Raw genomic sequence first — 16,679 nt, 5'->3', positions numbered from 1 at the left:
AGAGTGTGGGAGAGTAGGACGCCGCCGGACAAACCTTTCCTTCAGGGGCCCACCAGACGGTGGGCCCCTGAAGCGTTTCTCAGGCTTTATCGCCGGCGCATTTCCGCGGTGGCGCCCCGGATGAGGTACTCAGGTGGCGCTGCTACGCTGCGCCGATGGCCGAACCCTCTGGGCTGTTTCGATCGGCGGACGAGTACGACGACGAGCAGGAGGAAGCTCCCCGTCGGGCGCTGCCGATCAAGCGGATCGCGATCGTCTGCGCCGCCCTGGCCGGCGTGGCGCTGCTGGTGTCGGGCATCGTGTACGGACCGACGGTCTTCCAGGTGCTCCAACAGAGCGACACCGAGCTGCGGTCACCGGACCAGGTCGGCAGTTTCACGCTCGACAAGAGCGACGACGCGAAGAGCACCGCGGAGTACGTCCGCGACGCCATAGCCTCCGAGGTGAACCTGGACGCCAGCGTCGGCCTCATCTACAAGGACCAGACCAACAGCGTCATCCTCGTGGCCGGCACCGCAAGGGTGTGGAAGCCCGAGGACTCGCTCAAGGACGCGTTCACGGTCATGGCCGACGACAGCGGCGGCGTACGCGACCTGCGCGACGTCCCCGCCGGCGACCTGGGCGGCATCATGCGCTGCGGCGTGACCACCACCCAGGACGGCGACCTCCCGGTGTGCGGCTGGGCCGACAACGGCTCGGTCGGCGTGGCGCTCCTGCCCGGCCGTCAGCCCGCCGACGCGGCGAAGGCCTTCCTGGACCTCCGCCAGGCCGTGGAACACCGCTCCTGACCCTCGAGAGAGGGGGCGGATGGGACCCAGCACCACACCGGGAACGTGGGGCGCGACGGCTCCGGCCGCCCTGGGCGAATCCCCGCACGGCCTTCGGTCGGTCGCCCGACCGAAGGAAACCGCGCTCACTAGGTCGGTCACCCGACCGAGGGAAAGCGTTGCCACTCGGTCAGTCGACCGACCGAAAGAAACAGCGACCACTTGGTCGGTCGACTGACCGAAAGAAGGCGTTGCCAGTCGGTCAGTCGCCCGACCGAGAGAGACCGCGCTCGCTTGGTCGGTCACCCGACCGAGGGAAAGCGTTGCCACTCGGTCAGTCGACCGACCGAAAGAAACAGCGACCACTTGGTCGGTCGACTGACCGAAAGAAGGCGTTGCCACTCGGTCAGTCGACCGACCGAGAGAGACCGCGCTCGCTCGGTCGGTCGACCGACCGAGGGAAAGCGCTGCCACTCGGTCCCCGCGGTCGGTCGACTGACCGAAGGAAACCGCGACCAGTCAGTCGGTCGACCGACCGAGAGAGACCGCGCTCAGTTGGTCGGTCGACTGACCGAAGGAAAGCGCTGCCAATCGGTCGGTCGACCGACCGAGCCAGTTGTCGCAGGTGCGGCGGGCGAGCTCGGCCGGCGCAGGCGCGGCTGGGGTCAGCGGGGTCAGCGGCTCTGGACCACGTCGCGGATGTCGCGGAACAGGGCGGCGGACTCGGACGCGGAGCGGTTGATGAAGACGCCGATGCCCAGCGTGCCGTGGTCGGCCCAGGCGCACAGCGTCATGTCGATGCTCGAGCTCTGGCCCGTGGCGCACTTCAGGGTGCCGCCCCACTTGCCCGCGTCGTACTCCGTCGGGCTGCCCATCGACACGCTGTTGCCGGCGCCGCTGGTGAAGCCCTTGAAGGCGTTGTCCAGCTCCGAGCCGGGGCTGATGATCGTCGCGGCCGCGGCGACGATGACCACGACGTTCTGCGGGTCGGCGTCGGAGTAGATGCCGGCCACGACCTGGTCGACCGTGTCCAGGTCGTTGCGCAGGTCGGCCTCCATCGACGCGACCAGCTGCTCCATCTCCGCCGACTCCTGCTTCTGCAGGCCGCCGGGCAGGCTCGCCGGCGTGGTCACCGTGGCGCCGCCCTCGGCGACGATCGGCCAGAGGAAGACGCACGCGGCGATCGCGCAGATGAGGAAGATGCCGCTGACGATGCTCAGCGTGACCTTGAGGGCGTGGCCCTTCTTCGGCGGCGCGGGCGGCACGACCGGCACCGGCGCCGCGTACACCGGACCGGGTGGCGGCGCATACGGCTGGTAGGCCGCCGGCGGGTAGGCCGGGGCCGGCGGTGGAGGCTGCTGATAGCCGGGTGGCGGCCCGTACACCGGGGCGTCCGCGGGCGGTGGCTGCGGCGTGCCGAACTCGGGCGCGAGGTCGTACGACATCGGCTGGAACGGCTGGGAACGCGGCTCGTCGTCCTGCGGGCTGGGCGGGTAGGTCACCGTCGATCAGTCTCCTGAGTGAGGGGGCACTGGCGAGCGTAGACCCCCCATGCGACAGTTCTAGACTTTGCGTGTGACGGATACTCCACGGACGAGCGAGGCAACCCCCAGCGGGGCCCCGGCGCTCTCGGCTCAGTACGCGCCCGGTGACGTTGAGCAGCGGCGGTACGAGCAATGGGTAGCCGACGGCCTTTTCCAGGCGGACGCGAAGAGCGACCGCCCGCCGTTCACGATCGTGCTGCCGCCCCCGAACGTCACTGGGTCGCTGCACATCGGCCACGCCCTGGACCACACCGTCCAGGACTCGCTGGCCCGCCGGCGGCGCATGCAGGGGTACGAGACACTCTGGCTCCCCGGCATGGACCACGCCGGCATCGCCACGCAGAACGTGGTCGAGCGGCAGCTGGCGGGCGAGGGCCTGTCGCGCCACGACCTCGGGCGGGAGGCGTTCGTCGAGCGGGTCTGGCAGTGGAAGGCCGAGTCCGGCGGCAAGATTCTCGGGCAGATGACCCGGCTCGGCGACTCCGTCGACTGGAGCCGTGAGCGGTTCACGATGGACGAGGGCCTGTCCCGGGCCGTGCTCACCATCTTCAAGCGACTGTTCGAGGACGACCTCATCTACCGGGCCGAGCGCATCATCAACTGGTGCCCGCGCTGCCTCACCGCGCTGAGCGACATCGAGGTCGAGCACTCCGACGACGAGGGCGAGCTGGTCTCGATCCGCTACGGCGACGGTGACGGCGCGATCGTCGTGGCCACCACCCGGGCGGAGACCATGCTCGGCGACACGGCGGTCGCCGTGCACCCCGACGACGAGCGGTACAGGCACCTGGTCGGCACCGAGGTCGAGCTGCCGCTGACCGGGCGGCGGATCCCGATCGTCGCCGACGAGCACGTCGACCCGGCGTTCGGCACCGGTGCGGTCAAGGTCACCCCGGCGCACGACCCCAACGACTTCGAGATCGGCCAGCGGCACGGCCTGCCCAACCTGACGATCATGGACGACCACGGCGTGATCACCGTGCACGGGCCGTTCCTCGGCCTGGACCGGTTCGAGGCCCGGCCGGCGATCGTCGCCGCGCTGCGCGCCGATGGGCGCATCGTCGCCGAGAAGCGGCCGTACCTGCACGCCGTCGGGCACTGCCAGCGGTGCAGCACGACCGTCGAGCCGCGGCTGTCGCTGCAGTGGTTCGTGCGCACCGGGCCCCTGGCCAAGGCGGCCGGCGACGCCGTGCGCGACGGGCGGGTGCGGGTCGAGCCCCAGGAGCTCACCAAGCGGTACTTCGGGTGGGTCGACAACATGCACGACTGGTGCATCTCCCGGCAGCTGTGGTGGGGGCACCGCATCCCGGTGTGGTACGGGCCGGAGGGCGAGGTCGTCTGCGTCGGCCCCGACGAGCAGGCGCCGACCGGTCCCGGCTGGACCCAGGACCCCGACGTGCTCGACACCTGGTTCTCCTCGGCGCTGTGGCCGTTCTCCACGCTCGGCTGGCCCGACGAGACCGCCGACCTGGCGAAGTTCTACCCGACGAGCGTGCTCGTCACGGGGTACGACATCCTCTTCTTCTGGGTCGCCCGGATGATGATGTTCGGGCTCTACGCCATGGACGGCCGCCAGCCGTTCGACGTGATCATGCTGCACGGCATGGTGCGCGACCAGTACGGCAAGAAGATGTCGAAGTCGTTCGGCAACGTCGTCGACCCGCTGGACTGGATCGAGCGCTTCGGCGCCGACGCCACCCGCTTCACGCTGGCCCGCGGCGCCAACCCGGGCGCCGACGTGCCGGTGAGCGAGGACTGGGTGCAGGGCGCCCGGAACTTCTGCAACAAGCTGTGGAACGCCACGCGGTACGGGCTCGGCAACGGCGCGACCCTCGACGGCGAGCTGCCGCCGCAGGAGCAGCTCACGACGGTCGACCGCTGGGTGCTGTCCCGGCTCCAGCACGTGATCGGCGAGGTCGACGAGCAGTTCGAGGCGTTCGAGCTGGCCAAGGTCTGCGACACGCTGTACCACTTCGCCTGGGACGACGTCTGCGACTGGTACCTCGAGCTGACCAAGCCGGTCCTCAACGGCGACGACGAGGCGGCCAAGGACCGCACCCGGCGCGTCCTGGGGCACGTGCTCGACCGCCTGCTGCGGCTGCTCCACCCGATCATGCCGTTCGTCACCGAGGAGCTGTGGACCACGCTCACCGGCGAGCGCACGGTCGTGCGCGCCGCCTGGCCGGCGGCCGACGCGGCGCGGATCGACGACGCGGCCGAGGCCGAACTGGCGAACCTGCAGCGGGTCGTCACCGAGGTCCGCCGGTTCCGGGCCGACCAGGGCGTCAAGCCGTCGCAGCGGGTCGTGGCCCGGCTCGACGGGCTCGCCGGGGCCGGCCTCACCGCGCACGAGGGCCTGATCCGCTCATTGGCGCGCCTCGATGTCGAAGAAGCGGCGAGCGGCGACTTCGCCGCGACGGCCAAGCTGGCCGTCGGCGTCGGCGTGACCGTCGAGCTCGACACCCGCGGCGCGATCGACGTGGCCGCCGAGCGGGCCCGGCTGACGAAGGACCAGGCGGCGGCGGAGAAGGAGGCCGCGCAGTGCCGGGCCAAGCTCGGCAACCCCGCCTTCACCGACAAGGCGCCCGAGCCCGTGGTGGCGAAGATCCGCCAGCGGCTGGAGGCCGCCGAGGCCGACCTGGCCCGGATCACGTCCCAGCTGGAAGCGTTGTCGTGAGCACGTTCTCCGAGGTCGATCAGGAGCTCCAGGCGCGGGGCTTCACCCGCATGGTCTTCGACCTCTCGCGGATCGAGGCGCTGCTCGACTCGCTCGGCAGCCCACAGCGCGCGTATCCGGCGATCCACCTCACCGGGACCAACGGCAAGACGTCGACGGCCCGGATGATCGACTCGCTGCTGCGCGCGCACGGGCTGCGCACCGGGAGGTACACCAGCCCGCACCTGCAGAGCATCACCGAGCGGATCAGCATCGAGGGCGAGCCGATCAGCGAGGAGCGCTTCGTCGAGGTGTACGAGGAGGTCGCGCCGCTCGCCGGGTACCTCGACGCGCGCAGCGACGAGCCCCTGACGTACTTCGACATGACCACGGCGATGGCCTTCGCCGCGTTCGCCGACGCGCCCGTCGACGTGGCCGTGGTCGAGGTCGGCCTCGGCGGCGCCGACGACAGCACCAACGTGCTCCAGGCGCAGACCACGGTCATCACCCCGATCGGCCTCGACCACACCGAGTGGCTCGGCGACACGATCGAGGACATCGCGCTGGCCAAGGCCGGCATCGTCCACAAGGGCTCGACGCTCATCTGCGCGCTGCAGCCCGACGAGGCGATGCGCCCGATCCTGGAGCGCTGCGCGGAGGTCGGCGCGACGATCGCCCGCGAGGGCCGCGAGTTCGGCGTGGTGCAGCGCGACCTCGCCGTCGGCGGGCAGGTACTCACCCTGCAGGGCCTGTCCGGCGTCTACGAGGGGATCTTCCTGCCGCTGCACGGCGAGCACCAGGCGCAGAACGCCGCGATCGCGCTCGCCGCCGTCGAGGCGTTCCTCGGCGCCGGCACCGAGCGGTCGCTCAACGCCGAGGCCGTCCGCGACGGCTTCGCCGGGGCCACCTCGCCGGGCCGGCTCGAGCGGGTCCGCAACTCGCCGCCGATCCTGCTCGACGCCGCGCACAACGCGGCCGGCATGCAGGCCACGGTCAAGGCCCTCACCGAGGAGTTCGCGTTCGCCGGGCTGGTCGCGGTCGTCGCCGCGCTCGCCGACAAGGACGTCGAGGGCATGCTGGAGCTGCTGGAGCCGATCACCGAGAGCATCGTCGTCACCCGCAACACCTCGCCGCGGGCCATGTCGGCGGCGCAGCTGGGCGCGCTGGCCGAGGAGGTCTTCGGCCCCGATCGGGTTCATGTGGTACCGGACTTTCCCGACGCGATCGACACGGCCGTCACCCTCGCCGAGTCCGACAACGCGGTGCCCGGCACGATCGGCATCCTCATCACCGGTTCGGTCGTGACCGTCGCCGACGCCCGCGGGCTGCTGAAGCGATGAGCCAGCCGGCCGGCCTCAAGAACCCCGGCGCCGCCGTCCGCGGCGTCGGTGCGGCCGCCCTCGCCGTCGAGGGCATCGTGCTGCTGCTCGCGCTGCTGCCCCTCGCCAAGCTCGGCGACGGCGGCAACACCGCCGCCATCTGGGCCTGCGTGGTCCTGGCGGTCGTCTGCTTCGCGCTCTGCGGCCTGCTCAAGCGGGCCTGGGCCTGGTGGGCCGGGCTGGTCGTGCAGGTCGCGCTGCTCGCCGGCGGGGCGCTGCACTGGTCACTGCTGGCGCTCGGCATCGTCTTCGGCCTGACCTGGCTCTACGTGCTGTACGTCCGGAGCTCGGTCTACGCGAACAAGCCCGACTGACGTGCGGGCGAGCCGGCTGCTGTCGACGCTGCTGCTCCTGCAGACCCGCGGGCGGCTCACCGCGCAGCAGATCGCCGACGAGCTGGAGGTCTCGGTCCGGACGGTGTACCGCGACATCGACGCGCTGTCGGCGTCCGGGGTGCCCGTCTACGCCGACCGCGGCCCGGCCGGCGGGTACCAGCTCGTCGACGGCTACCGGACCAGCCTCACCGGGCTCACCACCGACGAGGCGGCGGCGCTGTTCCTGACCGGTAGCGGCGCCACCGCCGCCCACCTCGGGCTCGGCCCGACACTCGAGGCGGCCCAGCTCAAGCTGCTGGCGGCGATGCCGCGGGAGCAGCGCTCGATGGCCGAGCGCATCCAGGAGCGGGTCCACGTCGACGCGCCCGGCTGGTTCCGCGACCCGGAGGCGCCGCCGCACCTCGACGCCGTCGCCGGGGCCGTCTGGGAGCAGCGGCGGCTGCGCGTGCGGTACCGCAAATGGGACAACGCCGAGGTCGAACGCACCCTCGAACCGTTCGGCCTGGTGCTCAAGGGCACCGCCTGGTACTGCGTGGCGCGGGGCCGCGAACGCGTCAACGCCTACCGGGTCTCGCGCATCGACGCCGTGACCGCGCTGGACGAGCGGTTCGAGCGCCCGCCCGAGTTCGATCTGCAGCGGTACTGGCTGGAGTGGTCGGACCGGCTGCAGCAGACGCTCTACAGCGGCGGTTTCGCGACGGTACTGGTGGGGCCGCGCGCCGCCGCCATGTGGTGGATGATCGGCCCGGTCGCCGAGCGGGCGCTGCGCGAGACGGCCGGCGAGCCCGACGCCGCCGGCTGGGTGCGTGTGGTGCTGCCGATCGAGTCGTTCGAGCACGCGCGGGTCGACCTGGGCCGGTTCGGGCCGGACGTGGAGGTGCTCGACCCGCCGGAGCTGCGTGCGCTCATGCGGGCCCAGGCGTCCGACACCCTGCGCCGCTACGGCAACTGACGGATCCTGGTCGTTGCCGGTCGGCCCTGGGCCCGGATCTAGCGGCGCAGCTCCCAGCGGGTGAGCGCGATCGCGTGGCCGTCGGGGTCGCGGAACGTCGCCGAGCACAGCTCCAGCTGCTCGCCCTGCGGCACGACCCGCGGCCGGTGCACGAAGTCGACGCCCTGCTCACGCAGCCGCTCGTAGGCCTCGTACACGTCGGGGACCTCCAGGTTGAGGTGCACGACCCGGCGGTCGACCGGCGGCATGTCGGCGACCCGGCGCAGCACGACCCGGGCGTCGCCGCTGGCGAGCACGGCGCTGGTCGGCCCGCTGTCGAGCTCCGTGAGGCCGAGCGTGTCACGGTAGAAGCGCAGCGACCGCTGCAGGTCGGACACGATGAGCGTGACGCTCACCCCGGCGACCCCGTTGAGCGGCATCGCCTGCTGGCGCGGGGAGGCGGCGAGGAACTCGGCGACGGCGCCCTCCGCCAGCGGCTGCTCCTCGAGCTGGTCCTCCGGCAGGTAGTGCTCCGTCGCGTACGGGTCGGGCGTCACCGCCCCCGTGTCGTCGTCATCGTCGTCCGCCGGCCGCTCCTTGCGTGGCCCGGGCCAGATGGGCGGGGCGCTGTACAGCCCGGCGCCCACCGGCGCCCGCCCGTTGGAGGCCCAGGCCGAGCTCGTCCGGCCCGGCTCGGTCGGAGGCTCCGTCGGAGGCTCCGTCGGGGGCACGGTCAGGTGTGCGGTCGTGGGCTCGGTGGTGGCCTGTGTGGCTGGCTCGGTGAGGGGCTCGGTGACAGGCTCCTCGACGACGGCCGGCGGCGTCTCCTCGGCCGGCGCGTCGAGGACGGTGCCTTCGAGCGTCTCCAGCGGCGCCGCGTCCGGCCCGGTGAACCGCTCGGCGGTGTACTCGTCCAGCCGGGGCATGCGGATCGGCAGCTGCTCGGTCTCCCGGTCCGGGTACGACACGACGATCGGCGCCGCCTGTGCCTCCGCCTCCGCCTGTGCCTCCGCCTCCGCCTGTGCCTCCGCCTCCGGCTCCGGCTCCGGCTCCGGTTCCGGATCCGCGACGGGTTCGGTGGCGGGTTCGCTGTCCACCGTGGACACGGCGATGGGCTCGGCGACGGGCTGGGCGACGGGCTGGGCGACGGGCTGGGCGACGGGCTCGGCCTCCGCGAAGGGCACGGTGGCCGGCTCGCTGTCCACGGTGGCGACGGTGGCCGGCTCGCTGTCCACGGTGGACACGGTGGCGACGGTGTCCGGCTCGGCCGGCGCGCCCTCGGACGCCGCCTCGGCGGGCGGAGTCTCGACCGTCCGGGGTTCGGCCGGCGGCTGGGTCTCGGCGGGCGGCGTCAGGAGGGCGCCGGCCTCGGGGATCGTGTACTCGTCCGGCGGGGCCACCGTCCCCAGCAGCGACAGGCTGTCGGCGTCGGCCTTGCCGGTGCGGCGCCGCTGGCTCGGGCGGGGGCTCGGGCGGGGCCGGGGGCTGGGGCGGCGATGGGCGCCGCCCGGGGTCGGCCGGGTCGGGAGGCGGCCCACCCACGGCTCCTCTTCCGCCGACACGCTCCCGAGCGCGGCCCGGGTCTCGACCGGCCCGTTGGGGTGGTCACCGAGCCCGAGCGGCGCGTCCACCCGCACGCCCTGCGTCGACTCGGTCCGCATCGCCGTCGTCCGGCTCTCCGACCGGGCGCCCTGGACCGGGACCAGCGCCGTGCCCGGCCCGGCCCCGTCCGTGGCGCCGGCGGCCTGGGCCGAGGTCGGGATCTCCTCGGGCTCGGGGCGACCGGTCGCCAGCGCGCCGCCGACGGCCTCGGCGCCCCGGTCATCGGCGGCGTGGAAGGCCCCGGCGGCCTCGGCGTCCTGGTCGTCTGTGGCGTGGAGGGCCCCGGCGGCGGCCCCAGCCCCGGCGGCGGAGCCGGAGTAGGCGGCGGCGCCGGGCGTGGCGTGGGCAGCGGGGTCGTCGGCGGTGCGCAGCGACTGGGCGGCCCGGTCGTCGGCGGCGCGTAAGGCCTCGGCGGCCCGGTCGTCCGCGGTGCGCAGGGCCTCGGCGGCCCGACCCTCGGCGGTGCGCAGGGCCTCGGCGGACCGGTCCCCGGTGGCGGCGGCCTGCAGCGCCTCGGCGCGGGACTCGGCCAGCGGCTCCGCGCGCATGCCAGCGGGGGCGTCGACGCGGGCCGGGCCGGCTGGGCCGGCCGGGCGGGCCGCGACCGCGGTCGCCGGGCCGCCCGACGTGGTCACCGGGCGGCCGGTGTAGCGGGGCGGCTCGGTGATCGGGGCGGTGACCGGCGGGAGGTTGCTCAGGGTCGGGCGGTCGTCCGGCGGGATGTGCAGCGGGGCGTCGAGGTACGAGTCGCCGTCGAGGGAGTACCCGTCGCGGGGGGCCGGTGGCGTGCCGGGCGGCGTGAGCAGCTCCTCCGCCATCGCCTCCTCGTGCGTCTGCACGCGGTCCCACCGGACCGTGACCCGGGTGGGCTTGCCCTTGAGCACCCGCACCGGCAGGGTTGCGCCGGGCTCCGGCCACTTCTCCAGCGGTACCGCCGGATCCGTCAACGAGATCGAGACACCGTTGATGCCGGTCGCGCGGACCGTCAGGCGGAGCCGGGCGCGGGCGGCCCGGGCCGAGGTCGACGGCCGGGGCGAGATGTCGTCCACTGTGGCCTGACCGTAGACGAACTGCCGGACGCGGCTGCGCGAGTTCAGGAAGATCACCGCGAGCGGGCCGGCGGCCACCGCGACGACGCCGAGCACGATCAGCGCCGGGCTGTCCGCGCCCCAGCCGCAGAACGCCATGAAGGCACCCACGATGACCAGCAGCGCAATGACGAGCCCCCGGGCGCCCGACGACGGCGGCGGATTGGTGCGGGACGGCAAGTCGACCTCCCCAGACGACTGTGACACCAGGCTATGCCTGATCATCACTCAAACGGAAGCCTGCGGCACCCTGACGGGGCCGGTTCGGTGACGCTGGGTAGGCTCCGATGGGTACCGGCACCAGCTTTGGAGGATCTTCGTGGCCGAGCGCACGCTCGTTCTCATCAAGCCCGACGCCGTCCGGCGGGGACTCGTCGGTGAGGTCATCTCCCGGCTGGAGCGCAAAGGTCTGACCATCGACGCGATGACCCTGCGCACCATGGACGTCGCGCTGGCCGACCAGCACTACGCCGAGCACGTCGAGCGCGACTTCTACCCGCCGCTGCGCGACTTCATGACCGGCGGCCCGCTCGTGGCGCTGATCGTGGCCGGCGACGAGGCGATCACGGTGGTGCGCACGCTCATCGGCGCGACCGACGGCCGCAAGGCCCAGCCGGGCAGCATCCGCGGCGACCTGTCGCTGTCCAACCGCGAGAACCTGGTGCACGCCTCGGACTCGCCCGACAGCGCCAAGCGCGAGATCGCGCTCTGGTTCCCCGACCTGGCCGAGTAGGGGTCAGTATCCCAGCTCCGGCCGGGTTGTGGGCGAACAGCCCGCTTTCCACGTGAGCTGAGGCCATCCGAAAGAGTCGTGTGGGGAGCGGGTGCTGGGACACCCGCTCCCCACACGGTGTTGGTGGAGGAAAGCTCTGAGCGATCCGGGCGGCGGTTCCCGCGGCCGCTGCCGACGTCGGCCGCGGGAACCACTGCCCTCCCCACGAATCAGGTCAACGGAGAACTACGGCAGTGTGGCGAGGTGGGGCTTCACCGTGCGAGCGAAGTTGTTGCCGTTCGTCACGTCCCAGTTGATGGACCAGGTCATGGCCCCGCGGATGCCGGGGTACGTGTGCGGCGGCTTGAAAGTTCCGCAGCTGGTCCCCGTCGCCAGGCACGACAGCGCCTGGTTGACGACCGTCGGCGAGACCACGCCGCCGCCCGCGGCGCCGGGCCCGGCCGGCAGGCCGAGGGCGACCTGGTCGGGGCGCAGGCCGTTCTCCAGCTGGATGCAGGCCAGTGCGGTGATGAAGTTGACCGTGCCCTGCGAGTACGCCTGCATCTGGTCGCACCCGAGCATGCTGCCGCTGTTGTAGTACTGCGTGTAGACGACCGTCAGGATGTCCTTGATCGACAGGGCGAGCGCGAAGTAGCTGCCGCCCGTGGACTGCATGTCGATCGTCTGCGGCGCCATGGTGATGATGAGGTTCGCGCCGGCCTTGGCCCGCAGCGAGCGCAGGGCCTGGGCCATGTAGGTCGGGTTGAGCCCGTTCTCCAGGTCGATGTCCACGCCGTCGAACCCGTACTGCTGCATGAGCGCGTACGCGCTGTCGGCGAACCTGGTCGCGGAGGCCGAGTCGCCGACGGTCACCCGGCCGGCCTCGCCGCCGACGGAGAGGATCACCTTCTTGCCGCGCGAGTGCAGGGTGGCGACGTCGGCCTTGAAGTCGGCGTCGGTGTAGCCGCCGAGCGCCACGGACAGCCCCGGGTCGACCTGGAAGGTGAGCTGGCCGGGCTGCGAGCCGGTCTCGGCGAACGCGACGTCGATGAGGTCGTACTCGGCGGGCACGTCACGCAGCCGCAGCTTGGCCGCGCTGTTGACGAAGTCCTGCCAGTACCCGGTCAGGAAGTGCTTCGGCAGGCTGCCCGTGGGCGGCTGGGAGGTCGACGGCGAGGGCGACGCGGACTGTGAGGGCGAGCGCGACGGCGACGCGGACGGCGAGGCCGACGAGCGCGACGGCGACGGCGACGCCGTGGTCGGCGGCGCGGTCGTCGGGTTGCCGCCCGGGCCGCTCACCGAGAAGTCGTCGGCGGTGTACGCCGGCTGGCCGTACCAGCCGTGGACGTAGACGACGGCCGAGGTCTGCGCGGCGCCCGTGGTGAACGAGACCGACAGCGGCGCGTAGGCGCCGCCGGTGCCCGGGGTCCAGGTGCTCGCGTCCACCCCGCCGGTGGCGCCGATGAACACGTAGGAGCCGTTGACGTACCCCGAGAAGGTGTACTTCGTGTTCGGCTGGACCGACACCGTCTGCGAGCACTTCGCCGTGCCGCCGCCGGGCGTCCCGGCCAGCTTCCAGGTGCCGGAGCGGGCGGCGCCGGAGGTCACCGCGGCGCCGGCCTCGCAGGTCCAGCCCGAGGTGTTGCCGGCCTCGAAGCCGGGGTTGGTGAGCAGTTCGGCGGCGGACGCGGGCATGGCGATCGCGACCCCGGCGAGGGTCAGGACGGCCGCGCCGGAGCCCGCGAGCAGGGCGATCTTGCGTGGACGCATGGCGGCTCCAGGTGGGGGTGGCGTCGATGGGCGTCGACGTGTGCTCCACGAAAGCCGAGCGCGAAGTTAATGTCAAGGTTTCTTTACTATTTCTTATGGGTGGGCCGAAAACCACTTCTGACGGCGGGGTATCCTCGGTGTACAGGCATCGACCCGGCCATCACCGGTGAGCCTCCGGAAGAACGGGCGCGAGCCTCAGTAGAACCGGACGGGACGGCCCGTCACAGCCGGCCAACGAGCGGCCGCCGACGCACGATCCGGCGGCAAGCGGGGTGGTACCGCGGACCTGGCGACAGGTTCGTCCCCGCGTGGACAGGAAACTGCAGACCACGCGAGGAGAGTGGCCCCCGATGGCCTATCCCATGCACCGGACCGGCGCGGGCGTATCCGCCAGCCCCAACCTGCCCGAGGTCGAGCGCGAGGTGCTCGACTTCTGGGCCAAGGACGCCACCTTCGAGGCGTCGGTCGAGCAGCGCGCCGCCGGCGTCGACGGTGACAACGAGTTCGTCTTCTACGACGGGCCGCCGTTCGCCAACGGCCTGCCGCACTACGGCCACCTGCTGACCGGCTACGCGAAGGACGTCGTTCCGCGGTACAAGACCATGAGGGGCTTCCGTGTCGAGCGCCGCTTCGGCTGGGACTGCCACGGCATGCCCGCCGAGGTCGAGGCGGAGAAGCAGCTCGGCATCACGACCAAGGCCGAGATCCTCCAGCTCGGCGTCGACAAGTTCAACGCGGCCACCAAGGAGTCGGTGCTGCGCTACACCCAGGACTGGGAGCGCTACGTCACCCGGCAGGCCCGGTGGGTCGACTTCACCAACGACTACAAGACGCTTGACCTGGACTACATGGAAAGCGTCATGTGGGCGTTCAAGACCCTGCACGACAAGGGTCTGGTCTACGAGGGCTTCCGGGTGCTCGCGTACTGCTGGCGCTGCGAGACGCCGCTGTCCAACACGGAGCTGCGGATGGACGAGGACGTCTACCGCGACCGGCAGGACCCGGCACTGACGGTGGCCTTCCAGCTGGAGACCGGCGAGAAGATCCTCGTCTGGACGACCACGCCGTGGACGCTCCCGTCGAACCTGGCGGTCGCGGTCGGCCCCGACATCGAGTACTCGGTGTTCGAGGAGGACGGTCAGGAGTACATCCTGGCCGCGTCCCGCGTGGCGGCCTACGAGAAGGAGCTGGCCGGCGCCTCGTTCAAGCGGTCGGTGAGCGGCGCCGAGCTCGTCGGCCGGCGGTACACCCCCCTCTTCGACTTCCTCGCGGACACCCCGAACGCCTTCCAGGTCATCGGGGCGGACTTCGTCACCACCGAGGACGGCACCGGCGTCGTGCACATGGCGCCCGCCTTCGGCGAGGACGACCAGAACGCCTGCGCGTCGGTCGGCATCCCCACCGTCGTGACCGTCGACGAGCACACCCGGTTCACCTCGGTCGTGCCCGACTACCAGGGCCTGCAGGTCTTCGAGGCCAACAAGCCGGTGATCCGCGACCTCAAGGCGGCCGGCGTCGTGGTGCGCCACGACTCCTACACCCACTCGTACCCGCACTGCTGGCGCTGCGACACCCCCCTGGTCTACAAGGCGGTGTCGTCGTGGTTCGTCGCCGTGTCGACGTTCCGCGACCGCATGGTGGAGCTCAACCAGCAGATCACCTGGACGCCCGAGCACATCAAGGACGGCTCGTTCGGCAAGTGGCTGGCCAACGCCCGCGACTGGTCGATCAGCCGGAACCGGTTCTGGGGCTCGCCGATCCCGGTGTGGAAGTCGGACGACCCGCAGTACCCGCGCGTCGACGTCTACGGCTCGCTCGACGAGCTGGAGCGCGACTTCGGGGTGCGCCCGGCCGACCTGCACCGCCCCGAGATCGACAACCTCACCCGGCCCAACCCCGACGACCCGACGGGCCAGTCGGTGATGCGGCGCGTCCCGGAGGTGCTCGACTGCTGGTTCGAGTCGGGCTCGATGCCGTTCGCCCAGGTGCACTACCCGTTCGAGAACCGCGACTGGTTCGAGCACCACTACCCGGGCGACTTCATCGTGGAGTACATCGGGCAGACCCGCGGCTGGTTCTACACCATGCACGTGCTGGCCACGGCGCTGTTCGACCGGCCCGCGTTCAACAACTGCGTCAGCCACGGCATCCTCCTCGGCGAGGACGGGCGCAAGATGTCCAAGAGCCTGCGCAACTACCCGGACGTCTACCGGGTGTTCGACGAGTACGGCTCCGACGCCATGCGCTGGTTCCTGGTCGCGTCGCCGGTGCTGCGCGGCGGCGACATGCCGGTCACCGAGGCCGGCATCCGCGACGCGGTCCGCCAGGTCCTGCTGCCGCTGTGGAACGTGTGGTACTTCTTCTCGCTCTACGCCAACGCCGACGGTTACACCGCGCGGTACCGCACCGACAGCACCGACCTGCTGGACCGGTACGTCCTGGCGAAGACCGGGGAGCTGGTGGCCGCCGTCGAGCGGCAGTTCGACGCGTACGACCTGTCGGGTGCGGCCGGGACCGTGCGGGCCTACCTGGACGCGCTCACCAACTGGTACGTCCGCCGTTCGCGCGACCGCTTCTGGTCGGGCGACCGGGACGCCTTCGACACGCTGTACACCGTGCTCTCGACGCTGACCCAGGTCGTGGCGCCGCTCGCCCCGCTCACCGCGGAGGAGATCTACCGCGGTCTCACCGGCGAGCGGTCGGTGCACCTCACCGACTGGCCGGCGGCGTCGCGGTTCCCGGCCGACCACGACCTCGTCGCGAACATGGACGCGGTCCGCGACGTCTGCTCGGCGGCGCTGTCGCTGCGCAAGGCGCGCGGGCTGCGGGTCCGGCTGCCGCTGGCCAAGCTGACCGTGGCCACGTCGAACGCGGACGCGCTGCGGCCGTTCGGCGCGCTCGTGGCCGACGAGGTGAACGTGAAGGAGGTCGAGTTCACCGGCGACGTGGCCGCCCACTGCACGCGGGTCCTCACGCTGGTACCGCGGGTGCTCGGCCCGCGGCTCGGCAAGGACGTGCAGGCGGTCATCAAGGCGGTCAAGGCCGGCGACTGGGGCGTCCAGGGCGGCGGCGCGGTCACGGCCGGCGGGGTCGAGCTGCAGGAGGGCGAGTACGAGCTGAAGCTCGTCGCCGCCGACCCGACGCAGTCGGCGCCGCTGCCCGCCGGCGAGGGCGTGGTCGTGCTCGACAGCGCGGTCACCCCGCAGCTCGCCGCCGAGGGCCTCGCCCGCGACCTGGTCCGGGTCGTGCAGCAGGCCCGCCGCGACGCGGACCTGAACGTCTCGGACCGGATCACCGTCGTGGTGGACGGCCCGCAGGCGGTCGCCGACGCGCTCGCCGTGCACTCGGCGTTCGTGGCCGGCGAGACCCTGGCCCAGTCGGTGACGCTCGGGTCCCTCGACGGCGGGTTCGCCGGCGAGGTCGGCGAGGGCGACCCGATCCGGGTGCGGGTGGCGAAGGTCTAGATCCGCCGGTCGCGTTCGCCCTCGGGCATCACGACCACCATCGTGAGGACCGCCTCCACGTCGCCGGGGTTCCGGTAGGCGTGGGGGCGGTCGGCCCGGAAGTCGATCGTCTCGCCGGCCCGCACCGGGTAGCCGGTGCCGTCGACGGTCACCACCAGCGCGCCCTCGCGCAGCTGGATGATCTCCCGGGTGCCGGGCGCGTGGTCGCCCGAGTCGTGGTCCTCACCCGGCGCCATCCGCCACTCCCAGACCTCGACGAACGCCGGGTCGTTCACCCCGCGCAGCAGCCGGCCGGTGCCCCCGGCGGCGCCCCGCCACAGCACCGGCGGCGGGGGGGGGGCGCGGGGGCGCACGTCCGGCTCGGGCGCGGCCGCCAGCAGCCGCCCCATGCTCACCCCGAACCACAACCGACTAGCACACTTCTGAACACA

The 16,679-nt window shown here is 72.2% G+C and carries 11 protein-coding genes; 7 read left to right on the top strand and 4 right to left on the bottom strand.

Annotated elements, in window-relative coordinates:
* The first annotated feature begins 155 nt into the window (after window positions 1–155).
* Entirely contained in the window at window positions 156–788 is a 633-nt protein-coding gene (locus ABZS66_RS53055; RefSeq protein WP_354771096.1) for a hypothetical protein, read from the top strand.
* Between the two features lie 653 nt (window positions 789–1,441).
* On the opposite strand, the gene ABZS66_RS53050 is transcribed toward ABZS66_RS53055, so the two are convergent.
* Complete coding sequence (locus ABZS66_RS53050; protein ID WP_354771094.1) at window positions 1,442–2,269, bottom strand: hypothetical protein; 828 nt, start codon at window positions 2,267–2,269, stop codon at window positions 1,442–1,444.
* Between the two features lie 73 nt (window positions 2,270–2,342).
* Between ABZS66_RS53050 and ABZS66_RS53045 the strand changes: the two genes are divergently transcribed.
* The 4 genes from ABZS66_RS53045 to ABZS66_RS53030 are packed head-to-tail and all read left to right on the top strand — an operon-like array spanning window position 2,343 to window position 7,633.
* Window positions 2,343–4,988 (top strand): valine--tRNA ligase, encoded by a 2,646-nt coding sequence (locus ABZS66_RS53045; protein ID WP_354771092.1) that lies wholly within the window; start codon window positions 2,343–2,345, stop codon window positions 4,986–4,988.
* A gap of 50 nt (window positions 4,989–5,038) precedes the next feature.
* Window positions 5,039–6,307 carry a folylpolyglutamate synthase/dihydrofolate synthase family protein gene (locus ABZS66_RS53040; protein ID WP_354771098.1) on the top strand — a complete coding sequence of 423 codons (1,269 nt, stop codon included), beginning with the start codon at window positions 5,039–5,041 and terminating at the stop codon, window positions 6,305–6,307.
* Window positions 6,304–6,660 carry a DUF4233 domain-containing protein gene (locus tag ABZS66_RS53035; protein WP_354771090.1) on the top strand — a complete coding sequence of 119 codons (357 nt, stop codon included), beginning with the start codon at window positions 6,304–6,306 and terminating at the stop codon, window positions 6,658–6,660. Before ABZS66_RS53040 ends, ABZS66_RS53035 begins: the two co-directional genes overlap by 4 nt.
* 1 nt (window position 6,661) lies before the next feature.
* On the top strand, window positions 6,662–7,633 hold the full coding sequence (locus ABZS66_RS53030; RefSeq protein ID WP_354771088.1) for a YafY family protein: 972 nt from the start codon (window positions 6,662–6,664) through the stop codon (window positions 7,631–7,633).
* Window positions 7,634–7,671: 38 nt separating this feature from the next.
* Here the strand turns inward: ABZS66_RS53030 and ABZS66_RS53025 are convergent, their stop codons facing one another.
* A complete protein-coding gene (locus tag ABZS66_RS53025; RefSeq protein ID WP_354771086.1) occupies window positions 7,672–10,482 on the bottom strand; it encodes a VOC family protein in 2,811 nt (936 codons plus the stop codon).
* A gap of 139 nt (window positions 10,483–10,621) precedes the next feature.
* Here ABZS66_RS53025 and ndk point away from each other — a divergent pair, with 139 nt between their 5' ends.
* The gene (gene ndk, locus ABZS66_RS53020) at window positions 10,622–11,035 is read left to right on the top strand and encodes a nucleoside-diphosphate kinase (RefSeq protein WP_354771084.1); all 414 of its coding nucleotides are present in this window, start codon (window positions 10,622–10,624) and stop codon (window positions 11,033–11,035) included.
* Between the two features lie 225 nt (window positions 11,036–11,260).
* Here ndk and ABZS66_RS53015 read toward each other — a convergent pair whose 3' ends face one another.
* On the bottom strand, window positions 11,261–12,784 hold the full coding sequence (locus tag ABZS66_RS53015) for a glycosyl hydrolase family 18 protein (protein ID WP_354771082.1): 1,524 nt from the start codon (window positions 12,782–12,784) through the stop codon (window positions 11,261–11,263).
* A gap of 350 nt (window positions 12,785–13,134) precedes the next feature.
* On the opposite strand from ABZS66_RS53015, the gene ileS reads away from it, so the two are divergent.
* Window positions 13,135–16,248, top strand: coding sequence for an isoleucine--tRNA ligase (gene ileS / locus ABZS66_RS53010; RefSeq protein WP_354771080.1), 3,114 nt, complete (start codon window positions 13,135–13,137; stop codon window positions 16,246–16,248).
* On the opposite strand, the gene ABZS66_RS53005 is transcribed toward ileS, so the two are convergent.
* Entirely contained in the window at window positions 16,245–16,637 is a 393-nt protein-coding gene (locus tag ABZS66_RS53005) for a cupin domain-containing protein (protein WP_354771078.1), read from the bottom strand. The genes ileS and ABZS66_RS53005 overlap by 4 nt on opposite strands.
* Window positions 16,638–16,679 lie beyond the last annotated feature (42 nt).

Source organism: Dactylosporangium sp. NPDC005572, from assembly GCF_040605515.1.
Taxonomy (GTDB): Bacteria; Actinomycetota; Actinomycetes; order Mycobacteriales; family Micromonosporaceae; genus Dactylosporangium.
This window is presented reverse-complemented; position numbering and strand designations above follow the sequence as displayed.

Coding starts and splice junctions, on each gene's coding strand:
- ABZS66_RS53015 (WP_354771082.1), bottom strand. CDS start 12,784: ATGCGTCCACGCAAGATCGCCCTGCTCGCGGGCTCCGGCGCGGCCGTC.
- ABZS66_RS53035 (WP_354771090.1), top strand. CDS start 6,304: ATGAGCCAGCCGGCCGGCCTCAAGAACCCCGGCGCCGCCGTCCGCGGC.
- ileS (WP_354771080.1), top strand. CDS start 13,135: ATGGCCTATCCCATGCACCGGACCGGCGCGGGCGTATCCGCCAGCCCC.
- ABZS66_RS53055 (WP_354771096.1), top strand. CDS start 156: ATGGCCGAACCCTCTGGGCTGTTTCGATCGGCGGACGAGTACGACGAC.
- ABZS66_RS53005 (WP_354771078.1), bottom strand. CDS start 16,637: ATGGGGCGGCTGCTGGCGGCCGCGCCCGAGCCGGACGTGCGCCCCCGC.
- ABZS66_RS53040 (WP_354771098.1), top strand. CDS start 5,039: ATGGTCTTCGACCTCTCGCGGATCGAGGCGCTGCTCGACTCGCTCGGC.